The following is a 12,103-nucleotide window of genomic DNA, read 5'->3' as shown; positions in this document are numbered from 1 at the left end:
TTATGGAAAATATTTTATTGGCAATTTTTTGTATAAATTTATTGCTTCTTGTTATTTATGATTTTAAATACAAAGCAGTTCCTGATTATCTTTTATTAATATCATTAATTTTGGCATTTTTCATAACAAGTGAGAATTTAATAGAAGCTATTAAAACAGCATTTATAATAAGTGGTGCATTTGTACTTCTTAATTTTTTGGCAACTTTTTATATACAAAATATAAAATCAAGAATATTTAAAGATGAAAGTTTAAAAACTCAAACAGCTTTGGGAGAAGGAGATGTTATCTTATTAGCATCTTTTGGAGTTATTTTAGGTCTTACATCTACTGTAATTTTAGTATTTCTAGCAGCAATATTTGCAATATTCTTATATATATACCAAGTAAAAAGAGGTGGAAATAGAGAAATTCCTTTTATTCCTCCTTTAGCAATAGCATTTTTTATAACACATTTTTCTGATATTTTAACGCTTTTTAAGGATTATATTTGAGATTAAACAGATATTTACATACACAACTTAGCCTTACATTTTTTCCTATATTTTTAGGACTATTTTTTATAACTTCAGTTGTATTCTTAGTAAAACTTGCTAGTCTTACATCTGTAATTACAATGAGTTTATGGGAATTAATAGTTCTATTCTCTTACTCAATTCCACAAATTATTTTTTATACTTTACCAATTACTTTTTTTATTTCACTTGCTATTAGTGTTGGTAAATTATCAAGTGAATATGAACTTACTGTTATTACATCTTTTGGACTAAATCCTTTAAAAGTATTAAAAATATTTTTACCAATAACAGTTTTAATGACAGCTATTCTTTTAGTTATATCTTTAGGATTAATTCCTAAAACAAAATATCTTACAAAAACATTTATGGATTTTAAGAAAAAAGAGGCAAACTTTAATATAAAAGAGAGTGAATTTGGACAAAAATTTGGAGATTGGCTTATTTATATCTCTTCAAAAGATGATAAAACATATAAAGATGTAAAACTATTTAAAACAGAAAAAGATAAAGAGCAATTTATTATAAGTGAACAAGCACACTTAATAAATCAAGATGGAAACCTTAGTTTTAAACTTGAAAGTGGAAAAGTTTTTATAATTGATCATAAAGAGTTTAATCAAATTGATTATGAAAATATGTATATAAATGACACAATAGAAAATTCAAATTATGAAGATTTTAAAAATAGTTATAAGTTTTGGAAAAGTAATTTAAAGAAGAATAAAGATCTTGATGATTTTACTTTTTTTATATTAACTTCAATTTTTCCTTTGATATCTCTGTTTTTAGTTGTTGTTTTTGGATATTTTAATCCAAGATATGAAAAAAACAAAACAACAGCTTTTGCAGTTTTAGCAGTTGTTTTATACTATATATTAATAAAGTATATTGGAGATAACTTTCTTTTACACGCAATATATATTATTCCACTTATTTGGATAATAGCTAGTTATATTTTATATAGTACAACAATCAAAAAAGAGTATTAAACTTGAATTTAAAGTTTACTATCTCTTATGATGGAAGTGCTTTTTTGGGAAGTCAAAAACAAACAAATAAGAATACAGTTGAAGATGAGCTTTTAAAAGTCTTTAAAGCTTTAAATATTAGTACAAAAATTATTCTAAGTGGAAGAACTGATAGAGATGTTCACGCAACAAAGCAAGTATTTAATTGTGAAATACCAGATTTTTGGGAAGATTTAATTAAATTAAGAGAAGTTATAAATAGAAGAGTAGTTCAAAGTATAAAGATTTTGAAAATAGAAAAAGTAAATGATGATTTTCATTCAAGATTTTCTGCAAAGAGAAGAACTTATAGATATCTAATAACAACAAAGAATACAAATCCTTTTAACCAAAAATATATAACTTATGTAAAAAGTGTTGATGAAGAACTTTTAAAAGAGGCAATAAAAGAGTTTATTGGTATCTATGATTTTAAATATTTTCATAAAACAGGAAGCGAAAAAGAACAAACAAAAAGGCAAATTTTTGACACAAAATTTTATAAATATAGAGATATTTACGTTTTTAAATTTACAGCAAACTCATATTTAAGATCTCAAATAAGATTAATGGTTGGATTTTTACTAGCAATTAATGAGAAAAAATTAAGTATTGAAGATTTAAAAGATCAATTAAGAGTTAAAAAACATATATTTAAAACTCCAGTAGCTCCCAATGGATTGTATTTGACTAAAATCGATTATTGATTATTATTTATAAATGATTAAAGCTAAAGAAGATAAAATAAACTACAAAAAATATAAGCAAGGAGCATTTTTGAAGAATAGTGAACTTTATGAAAAATTATCTAATCGATTAATTGGTTTAGAAGCTTTAGAAGGTTTTAAAGAAGAAAAGTCTTTAACTACACACTTAGAAGAAAAAGGTGTATCAAGAAGGGATTTTATGAAGTGGGCAGCTGCTATGACAGCTATGTTAGCTCTTCCTTCAAGCTTTTCTCCTTTAATTGCAAAAGCAGCAACTTTGAGTGATAGATTACCAATTATTTGGTTACATATGGCTGAGTGTACAGGATGTAGTGAATCTTTACTTAGAACAGATGCTCCTACAATTGATTCACTTATTTTTGATTATATCTCTTTAGAATATCATGAAACTTTGATGGCGGCTTCTGGTTGGCAAGCTGAACACAATCTTGAAACAGCTATTGAAAAATATAAGGGAAGATATATTTTAATGGTTGAGGGTGGAATACCAACAGGGGAAAATGCTTCTTTTTTAACAATTGGAGGTCATGGAAAAACAGGAGAACAGTCAGCAATCGAAGCATCTAATAATGCTTTAGCAATATTTGCAATAGGAACTTGTTCTGCTTTTGGAGGGATTCAAGCAGCTCATCCAAATCCAACAGGAGCTCAAGCCTTATCAAAAGTTACAGATAAACATGTAATAAATGTTCCAGGGTGTCCACCAAGTGAGAAAAATATAGTTGGAACATTACTTCATTATATACTTTATGGAACTTTACCAGCACTTGATGCTTATAACAGACCAAAATGGGCTTATGGATTAAGAATTCATGACTTATGTGAAAGAAGAGGGCACTTTGATGCAGGTGAGTTTGTTGAAGAGTTTGGAGATGAAGGGGCTAAACAAGGTTACTGTTTATATAAAGTAGGATGTAAAGGACCATATACATTTAATAACTGTTCAAAGAATAAATTCAACTCTCATATGTCTTGGCCAATTCAAGCTGGGCATGGATGTATTGGTTGTAGTGAACCAAATTTCTGGGATACAATGGGACCACTTGAAGAACCACTTGCAAATAGATTGTACAATACAATATTTAAAGGTTTAGGGGCAGATGCAACAGCTGATAAAATAGGAGTTGGATTATTGACTCTTACAGGAATTGGAATTGCAGCACATGCAGCTATTTCAAAGTATAAAAATCCAAAAGATTCACAAGGAGAATAATAGTGTCAAATAAAAGAGTTATAATAGACCCAATTACAAGAATAGAGGGGCATTTAAGAGTTGAAGTTGAAGTTGATGAAAATAATGTGATTCAAAAAGCTTATTCATCTTCAACTTTATGGAGAGGATTAGAGACAATAGTAAAAAATAGAGATCCAAGAGATGCAGGTTTTTTAATGCAAAGAATTTGTGGAGTTTGTACATATTCTCATTATAGAGCAGGAATTGAGGCTGTTGAAAATGCTTTAGGAATAGTACCTCCTTTAAATGCAAAACTTACAAGAAGTTTAATGTCAATGGCACTTTTTATGCATGATCATGTTGTTCATTTCTATCATCTTCATGGGCTTGATTGGGTTGATATTGTATCAGCTCTTGATGCAGATGAAAAAAAAGCTTCAAATGAAGCGTTTAAATATGCAGACTTTCCAATATCAACAGGTGAAAATGATTTAAAAAAAGTTAAAACAAGAGTAAAAGAGTTTGTTGAAAAAGGACAATTAGGACCTTTTGCAAATGCTTATTGGGGACACAAAACTTATAGATTATCTGCTGAACAAAATTTAATCTTATTATCACACTATTTAAAAGCATTAGAAGTTCAAAGAGATTTAGCAAAACTTATGGCTATTTTTGGTGGAAAGCAACCACATCCTCAAAGTTTAAGTGTAGGTGGAGTTACATGTATTATGGATCTCTTAGATCCTTCAAGAATGGGGGAATACCTAACACTATTTAAAAATGCAGCAGAGTTTATAGAAAATGCTTATCATGCAGATATCGTAATGGCAGCTAGTGTTTATAAAGATGAGTTATCAGTTACGCAAGAGGCTGGAGTTATGAACTTTATGGCTAATCAAGAAGTTATGTTAAATAAGACAGAGTTTTTATTTGATTCGGGAATTATTTTTGATGGAGATTTATCAAAAGTATTTGATATAAATGAAGATTTAATAACAGAAGAAGCAACTCATGCTTGGTATGAAAATGATGAAGCACTTCATCCTTATGATGGTAAAACAAATCCTTTATATACAGGATTAAAAGATATGAAAACTGTTGGAATGAATAAAGAGCTTGTAGATTCAAAAGTCTTAGATGTAAAAGGTAAATATTCATGGATAAAATCTCCAAGATATGATGGAAAAGCTATGGAAGTTGGACCACTTGCTTGTATTTTAGTATCTTATGCAAGAGGAAATAAAAGAGTAGTTCCAATAGTTGATGAATTTTTAGCTAAAACAGGTTTACCAAAAAGTGCATTATTTACTGCTCTAGGAAGAACAGCTGCTAGAATGCTTCAAGTAAAAACTATTGCAAAACATGGATTAGAAACATTTAATACTTTAATAGAAAATTTAAAAGTAGATGAAGAGACTTTTACATCTTACAAAATAGATAAAAACAAAGAGTATAAAGGTAGATATTTAGGAGATGTTCCAAGAGGAATGTTATCTCATTGGGTAAGAATAAAAAATGGAGTTATTGAAAATTATCAAGCTGTTGTTCCTTCAACTTGGAATGCAGGACCAATTGATGCAAAAGGACAAATGGGACCTTATGAAGCAAATTTAGTTGGTTTAAAAGTTCAAGATATTTCTCAACCACTTGAAATTATTAGAATTATTCATAGTTTTGACCCTTGTATTGCATGTGCTGTTCATGTTATGGATCAAAAAGGTAATGATTTAGGAACATACAAAGTAGATCCATTATATGGTTTTTCTTGCAATAGTTAAGGATAAACTATGATAAAAAAACATTATGAATACTCTGTATGGCTTAGAATTACACACTGGCTTAGAGTTTTATCTATAACGGCTCTTACTTTTACAGGATTTTATTTAGCTTTTCCATTTATAGCACCAGCTTTAAATGGAGGAGAACCAACAAATTTCTTAAATGCTTTAATGAGAAGTTGGCATATAATTTTTGGATTTTTACTAATTTGTGTAACTATTGGGAAAATGTATCTTTTTTTCTTTGATAAAGAGAGTAAAAATGAAAGAGCTTCATTTTGGGATTTTATATCTCCAAAAATGTGGATAAAACAGATTAAATATTATATTTTAATAGGTGAACATACTAAATTAAAAGGACTTTATAATCCACTACAATTTATTGCTTATTCAACAGTATATATATCTTTGATATTTATATCTTTAACTGGATTGATTTTATATATACATGTTTATCATGAGGGATTAGGTGGATTTTTATATGATATTTTAAGACCAATTGAGGTTTTAATGGGTGGTTTAGCTTTAGTTAGAGAACTTCATCATATTTTTATGTGGATATTTTTAATATTTCTACCTATACATATTTATTTGGTTGTTTTCAACTCAATTTATGGAAAAAAAGGGGATATGGATTCAATTATCTCAGGATATAAATGGGAAGATGATCATAAATGAATATCTTAATTTTAGGAATAGGAAATATCCTATTCCAAGATGAGGGAATTGGAGCACATTTTATTCACTATTTAGATGAAAAGTATGAGTTCAAGTCTTCAAATAATAGTATAAGTTTAGTTGATGGTGGAACTTTGGCTCAAAGACTTATTCCTTTAATTGTTAAATATGATGAAGTTTTAGTGGTTGATTGTATTGATTCTTTAAACTCAAAAGCTGGAGATGTTTTCTTCTTTGATTATAGAAAAGTTCCATCAGAGATAAACTGGCAAGGAAGTGCTCACGAAGTTGAAATGCTTCAAACTTTAAATATGATTGAAATGAATGATGATTTACCAAGAACTCATATTTTGGGAGTTATTCCTAAAAGAGTTGCAGATGATACTACATTTGATTTAAGTAGTGAAATAATTGAAGCTACAAAAGTTATGGAAAAGAGTGTAATAGAGTATCTTTCTAAATTAGATGTAGAAGTAAAAAAAATAAAAGATATTAGCATAGAAGAGATAGCTATGATTTCATTTAAAAGAGATATAAAAAATGGTCCTAGAGTTTAAGTTTAACTATAAATCAAGTAATAAAACTTTGATGAAATTCTTGGATTTTGTTGCAAAAAAGTTTAATTGTGATTATAAAATATATCAAAAATTAGATTTTGTTTATTTGTATATTGAAGCAGAAGATGAGATATTAGAAGAGTTCTCAAATACTTTGTCTTTGTATGTACCTATGTCAATTTTTTATTATGGTTTGGAGCTTGAAGTAGTTGAAAAACTCCCTCTTGAAACTTCAAGCTCTTTTGATGAAGAGAGTATAATCTCTTTTTCTCCAAGTTCACTAAAAGAAGTAGAAGATAAAGATAGTATAGATTTTTATAATGCTTTTAAATCTTGTGAAGTTTCTAAAGGTTTTGAAGATGCAACTTTTATTTTTGAAAATCAAGAAGTAAAATCAGATAAAAAACTTTTTGAGAAATTAAGTTTTTTAATAAATGAAGATAAAAAGATAAAGATAAAGACTTTAAGTGGAACTTTTGTATTTTCAAAACTAAAAAATATAGAAAAAAGTAAAGAGCTTTTAGTTGTAAATTTAGAAAATATAAGTAGCTTAGTGGTTGAAGATGCAAATTCGATAGTTGCTCTTGCAAGTATTGAAAAACCTAAAATAGAGTTTAGAATAAATGATATTTTTAGATTAAAAAATAAAACAGATAAAAAAAGTATAGATATAAGATATGTAAATGATTTAACACTATACTTACTTAGTCTTGAGCTAAAAAAACTAGATATTGATTTTTTAAATATTGAAAATGAAGATGCTAGTTTTGATTATTTCTTAGATGTAAAAAGCAAAAATATTATAAATCTGGATATCCCAAAAATATTGTGCTTTGATAATAAAAAACTTATTTTGGAGTCAAACTCTTACTCTAAAAAATTAGATACAGTTTTTAGTAAATTTAAAGAGAAAGATAAATCTCAGTTTATGACAGTTTTGGCAGAAAATGAACTTTTTGAAAACTCTATTATAAGTTTTTATATTAGCTCTTCAAACAAAAATAAAATCTCTTATTACTCAAAAAATGGTTTAGTTGATATTTTGCAAGATCTATATATTCCAAGTACAATAGAAGAGGTTTTTGAATCTATAAAAAAAGATACAAAAGGTGAAAGACTCTTGAAAAACTATAAAAATAAGTTTGAAGATATTTACAACAAAGCATTAAATACAGAGATAGATTTTAGTGATAAAACATTTCTCTCATATTTTAAAATAGCAAAGATTATACTAAATTTTGAAGATGATATTATTTTAAATGCTACAAACTCTTTGCTTGAAAAAGGACCAAGAATAGACTATAAACTTTTTGATAATAAAGAGGTGTTTAATAGAAAGTTTGATTATTTGCCACTTTTAAAATCAGCTATGAGTTTTAAGTTAGCAGGAGTTGATGAACAAACAATTAGTTTGGGTTTTATTGAAAGTTTGGCACACTTTATAGCAAATGAAGTTGATAATTTACATGGTAATTATGAGCTTGAAGGAGTTAGTTTAAGTGGAGATATGTTTAGCAATATTAGATTTAATCAGCTTGTTGAAAAAAGCATAACAAAAAACTTTAAAATATACTACAACAAAGAGTTTGTAATTCAAAAATAGGTATAAAATTTATGATAAATCAAAAAATATCTATTTTTGGATTGGTTCAAGGTGTTGGTTTTCGACCATTTATCTATAATTTAGCATTAAAATACAATATAAAAGGTTGTGTTAAAAATGATGAAAATGGAGTTGAAATCCTTGCTTTTGCAAAGATAAAAGATATAGAAGAGTTTACAAAAGAGCTTAGATTAAATCCACCAAAATTAGCAAAAATAATTGATATAAACATTCAGAATTTAGAGTTTAAAAAGTATGATAAATTTGAAATTATAGCTAGCTCGAATTTAAATTATGGAAATAAAAATGCTCTTATTTACCCTGATATCTCTATTTGTGAAGAATGTATAGATGATATTTCTGATAAAAATAATTTTAGATATAACTATGCTTTAACAAACTGTATAAATTGTGGACCAAGGTACTCAATTATTGAAAATACTCCTTATGATAGAGAACACACCTCTTTAAAAGATTTTGTCTTATGTGAAAAATGCAAAGCTGAGTTTGAAAACCCTAAAAATAGAAGATATCATGCACAAGCAATATCTTGTGAAGAGTGTGGACCAACTACTTTTTTATATGATAAAAATCAAAAATTGATATCTAAAAAAATAGATGCTATAACTCAAGCAACACAATATATAAAAGATGGAAAAATTGTAGCTATTAAAGGTATAGCAGGTTTTCATATTGTTTGTGATGCAACAAATTGTAAAGCTATATTAAAAATAAGAGAGTTTAAAAAAAGAGCTACAAAACCTTTTGCTGTGATGTTTAAAGATATAGAAGAGTTAAAAAAGTATGCAGATTTTAATAAATTTGAAGAGAATATCTTAAGTTCAAAAGAGAGACCAATAGTTTTATTGAAAAAGAAAAAAAACAGTAAATTATCAAAGCAAATATCTCCAAATATAGAACTTGTTGGTTCTTTTTTACCAAATAGTGCTTTACACTATCTTCTTTTTAAAAATTTAGAAAAACCAATTTTAGCAACAAGTGCAAATTTAAAAGATGAACCAATTATTACAAAAAAAGAGTATATCTTTTCAAAACTATCTTTACTTGTTGATTATGTGCTTGATTATAATAGAGAAATAGTAAATAGTTGTGATGATTCAATAGTTCAAATCGTAGATGAAAAAATAATAAAGCTTAGAAATAGTAGAGGTTTCTCTCCAAATATATTGCAAGTAGAAAATAAGTTTTCAAAAAGAGTTTTAAGCTTAGGAGCTAATCAAAAATCTACTTTTAGTATAGCTTTTGGAAATAAAATTATAACAACACCATATTTAGGAGATTTAAAATCAATATCTTCAATAGAAAACTATAAGAAAACTCTTCATAAATTTCTTAATTTATATGATTTTATACCTGAAATTATAGTTTGTGATAAACATCCAAAATATGAGACCACAAAAATTGCTTTTGAGTTTTTAAATAAAAATGAAGAATTGAATTTAGTTCAAGTTCAACATCATTATTCTCATATTTTAGCTGTTTTAGCAGAAAAATCTTTAAAAAAAGATGTTTTGGCATTTTGTTTTGATGGAACAGGATATGGTGATGATGGAAATATTTGGGGTGGAGAAGTTTTTATAGCAAATCAAAAAGAGTATAAAAGAGTAAATCACTTAAAATATTTTAAACTTATAGGTGGAGAATTAGCTATAAAAGAGCCAAAAAGAGTAGCTTTGTCATTACTTTTTGATAGCCATTCACTAGAGGAAATTTTATCTTTACCTTTGGAATTTCTAAAAATATTTGAAAAAAATGAGATAAAAAATCTATATACAATTTGGCAAAAAAGTATAAATTCACCACTTACAAGCTCTTTTGGAAGAGTTTTTGATGCAGTTTGTTCACTTGCTAATATTCTTCATATTCAAGAGTTTGAAGGACAAACAGGTCTTTACTTAGAGAATTTATATGATGAAAATATCAAAGAAAGTTTCTCTTATGAGCTGATTGATAATATTATAGATATTTCACCAATGATAAAAGAGCTAGTGTTTGAAAAAGATAAAAGCTCTATTGCTTCAAAATTTATAAATACTATTGCAAATATAATTTTTGATATCTCAAATTTAAATCAAGAATTAGATATTGTTTTAAGTGGTGGAGTGTTTCAGAATAGAACTTTACTTAAAATTGTATTTGAAAAATTAAAAGATAAAGAGCTTTATATAGGTGAAAACTATAGTACAAATGATGAGAATATATCTTTAGGACAAGCTTTTTTTACTCTTTAAAATAAATAGAATTTAAAATCTCTAATTGCTCATTTTTATTGTAATTAAATCTAAACTCACACTCTTTTAAGTAGTAGAAAAAATTGTTTTCATCTACACCTTTGTATTTTTTCAACTCATCTTCAAGAAATTCCCAAAATAGTTTCAGAGTTGTTTTATGTGAATTTTGGGATTGAAGTTTGTACCAAAGTAGATATTGAAAAAAATCTTCATCGTTTGTAGCAAAAGTTCTATATTTTATATTTGGCATTAGAAGGGTATATACTTTTTGATTTGAGTGAAAACCTATAATATTTATAGCTTCATCTAGTGATTTTACTTTTTTACTTTTTCCTCTTTGTTTAAAGTAGTAAAACTCCTCATATTCACTATAATCTTTTATAGATGCTTGATAAGAGTTTTCTAAAAAAACAGCTATTTTTTTTCTAAATAGATCAAATCTATCTTTTATGGTTTTATAGTTTAGATTTAGCTCTTTTGAACTTTGAAGTGCATTTTTAGCTTCGCAAAATTTCTCTATGATTAATATATCTTTTTCTATTTTTTTTAAAGATAGCTTTTTTGCACATTTTTTGCATTTTATGTAATCATTTGCTAAATTATAAAATTTTTTGTTTTTGCAGTTTGGACAAATCATAAGAATAGTTTATCAAGTTTGTTCTAAAAATATATAAGTGACATAGACTATTATTAGATATTTAGCCTTTTTGAGTTAAACTAGATAAAAGATATATAAAAACAAAAGGAAATAAAAATGTGTAAAGATTGCGGTTGTACAATAGCAGGACAAGAACATAATCATCATGATCATCATCATTCACATGGGCATTCTCATTTAAATGAGAATATACATCATAATCCACAGCTAAATGATGCAAAAACAATTTCTGTTATTCAAAAGATTTTAGATAAAAATGACCATGAAGCAAGACATAATAGAGCTCATTTTGATAATCATAAAGTTTTAGGAATAAATCTTATGTCGAGTCCTGGAAGTGGAAAAACTACGCTTTTGGAACATATAGTAGATATTGCAGATTTTAAATTTGCAGTTGTAGAGGGTGATTTAGAAACTTCAAGAGATGCAGATAGATTAAAAGCAAAAGGAATAGATGCTGTTCAGATACAAACAGGAAGTGCTTGTCATCTTGACGCATTTATGGTTCATAAAGGTTTACATGATCTATCTTTAGAAAATATTGATGTTTGTTTTGTGGAAAATGTTGGGAATTTAGTTTGTCCAGCATCTTATGATGTAGGAACTCATTTAAATATTGTTATGGTTTCAATTCCAGAAGGTGAAGATAAAATAGCAAAATATCCAGTTATGTTTAGAAGTGCTGATTTAATACTTTTTACAAAAGTTGATCTACTTCCGCACTTTGAATATGATATAGAAAAAGAGAAAACTGAAGCTAGAAAACTAAAACCAAATGTTGATATTTTGGAAGTTTCTATAAAAGATAAGCAATCACTTCAAAATGTTATTGATTGGATAAACTTTAAAAGAAAGATGAGATAACAAGATGTGTTTATCAATCCCATCAAAAATAAAAAGTATAGATAAAGAGTTAAATAGTTGTGTAGTTGATACTATGGGTGTTGAAAGAGTTGCTAGTTTGGATTTGATAGATGAAGAGGTACAAATAGGGGACTATGTGTTGATTCATATTGGATTTGCAATGAATAAAATAGATGAAGAGTATGCTTTGGAATCTCTCAAGCTTTATGAAAAGATAATAGAAGAGCTCGAGGAAGAAGATAGGTTAGCGGCTATTGAAGATTCCCAAAATTGTCCAAATAGATAA

At 26.9% G+C, this 12,103-nt stretch carries 12 protein-coding genes; 11 read left to right on the top strand and 1 reads right to left on the bottom strand.

Going from position 1 to position 12,103, the window contains the following annotated elements:
- The first annotated feature begins 2 nt into the window (after positions 1 to 2).
- From ATH_RS09215 to hypF, 9 genes are all read left to right on the top strand, one after another.
- Positions 3 to 494, top strand: coding sequence for a prepilin peptidase (locus ATH_RS09215; protein WP_066172493.1), 492 nt, complete (start codon positions 3 to 5; stop codon positions 492 to 494).
- Complete coding sequence (locus ATH_RS09210; protein WP_066172490.1) at positions 491 to 1,507, top strand: LptF/LptG family permease; 1,017 nt, start codon at positions 491 to 493, stop codon at positions 1,505 to 1,507. The genes ATH_RS09215 and ATH_RS09210 overlap by 4 nt, the downstream gene beginning before the upstream one ends.
- 2 nt (positions 1,508 to 1,509) lie before the next feature.
- The gene (gene truA, locus ATH_RS09205) at positions 1,510 to 2,232 is read left to right on the top strand and encodes a tRNA pseudouridine(38-40) synthase TruA (protein ID WP_066390076.1); all 723 of its coding nucleotides are present in this window, start codon (positions 1,510 to 1,512) and stop codon (positions 2,230 to 2,232) included.
- Positions 2,233 to 2,302: 70 nt separating this feature from the next.
- Positions 2,303 to 3,466 carry a hydrogenase small subunit gene (locus tag ATH_RS09200; RefSeq protein ID WP_066172484.1) on the top strand — a complete coding sequence of 388 codons (1,164 nt, stop codon included), beginning with the start codon at positions 2,303 to 2,305 and terminating at the stop codon, positions 3,464 to 3,466.
- A gap of 2 nt (positions 3,467 to 3,468) precedes the next feature.
- Complete coding sequence (locus ATH_RS09195) at positions 3,469 to 5,205, top strand: nickel-dependent hydrogenase large subunit (protein ID WP_066176775.1); 1,737 nt, start codon at positions 3,469 to 3,471, stop codon at positions 5,203 to 5,205.
- Between the two features lie 9 nt (positions 5,206 to 5,214).
- A complete protein-coding gene (gene cybH / locus ATH_RS09190; protein ID WP_066172478.1) occupies positions 5,215 to 5,883 on the top strand; it encodes a Ni/Fe-hydrogenase, b-type cytochrome subunit in 669 nt (222 codons plus the stop codon).
- Positions 5,880 to 6,440, top strand: coding sequence for a HyaD/HybD family hydrogenase maturation endopeptidase (locus ATH_RS09185; protein ID WP_066180612.1), 561 nt, complete (start codon positions 5,880 to 5,882; stop codon positions 6,438 to 6,440). Before cybH ends, ATH_RS09185 begins: the two co-directional genes overlap by 4 nt.
- Complete coding sequence (locus ATH_RS09180; protein ID WP_066172473.1) at positions 6,424 to 8,043, top strand: hypothetical protein; 1,620 nt, start codon at positions 6,424 to 6,426, stop codon at positions 8,041 to 8,043. The genes ATH_RS09185 and ATH_RS09180 overlap by 17 nt, the downstream gene beginning before the upstream one ends.
- 11 nt (positions 8,044 to 8,054) lie before the next feature.
- Complete coding sequence (gene hypF, locus ATH_RS09175; RefSeq protein WP_066172470.1) at positions 8,055 to 10,295, top strand: carbamoyltransferase HypF; 2,241 nt, start codon at positions 8,055 to 8,057, stop codon at positions 10,293 to 10,295.
- On the opposite strand, the gene ATH_RS09170 is transcribed toward hypF, so the two are convergent.
- On the bottom strand, positions 10,285 to 10,932 hold the full coding sequence (locus ATH_RS09170) for a hypothetical protein (RefSeq protein WP_066172468.1): 648 nt from the start codon (positions 10,930 to 10,932) through the stop codon (positions 10,285 to 10,287). The genes hypF and ATH_RS09170 overlap by 11 nt on opposite strands.
- A gap of 117 nt (positions 10,933 to 11,049) precedes the next feature.
- Here ATH_RS09170 and hypB point away from each other — a divergent pair, with 117 nt between their 5' ends.
- Positions 11,050 to 11,817 carry a hydrogenase nickel incorporation protein HypB gene (gene hypB / locus ATH_RS09165; protein ID WP_066172465.1) on the top strand — a complete coding sequence of 256 codons (768 nt, stop codon included), beginning with the start codon at positions 11,050 to 11,052 and terminating at the stop codon, positions 11,815 to 11,817.
- 4 nt (positions 11,818 to 11,821) lie between these two features.
- Positions 11,822 to 12,103 carry a HypC/HybG/HupF family hydrogenase formation chaperone gene (locus ATH_RS09160; RefSeq protein WP_066172463.1) on the top strand — a complete coding sequence of 94 codons (282 nt, stop codon included), beginning with the start codon at positions 11,822 to 11,824 and terminating at the stop codon, positions 12,101 to 12,103.

Source organism: Aliarcobacter thereius LMG 24486 (genome assembly GCF_004214815.1).
GTDB classification, from domain to species: Bacteria; Campylobacterota; Campylobacteria; order Campylobacterales; family Arcobacteraceae; genus Aliarcobacter; species Aliarcobacter thereius.
The sequence above is the reverse complement of the archived record's forward strand: the minus strand, read 5'-3'. Positions and strand labels throughout refer to the sequence as shown.

Bases quoted from the DNA above. Each gene is read 5' to 3' on its own strand.
- cybH (WP_066172478.1), top strand. From the start codon at position 5,215: ATGATAAAAAAACATTATGAATACTCTGTATGGCTTAGAATTACACAC.
- ATH_RS09215 (WP_066172493.1), top strand. From the start codon at position 3: ATGGAAAATATTTTATTGGCAATTTTTTGTATAAATTTATTGCTTCTT.
- ATH_RS09170 (WP_066172468.1), bottom strand. From the start codon at position 10,932: ATGATTTGTCCAAACTGCAAAAACAAAAAATTTTATAATTTAGCAAAT.
- ATH_RS09160 (WP_066172463.1), top strand. From the start codon at position 11,822: ATGTGTTTATCAATCCCATCAAAAATAAAAAGTATAGATAAAGAGTTA.
- hypB (WP_066172465.1), top strand. From the start codon at position 11,050: ATGTGTAAAGATTGCGGTTGTACAATAGCAGGACAAGAACATAATCAT.
- ATH_RS09185 (WP_066180612.1), top strand. From the start codon at position 5,880: ATGAATATCTTAATTTTAGGAATAGGAAATATCCTATTCCAAGATGAG.
- ATH_RS09180 (WP_066172473.1), top strand. From the start codon at position 6,424: ATGGTCCTAGAGTTTAAGTTTAACTATAAATCAAGTAATAAAACTTTG.
- hypF (WP_066172470.1), top strand. From the start codon at position 8,055: ATGATAAATCAAAAAATATCTATTTTTGGATTGGTTCAAGGTGTTGGT.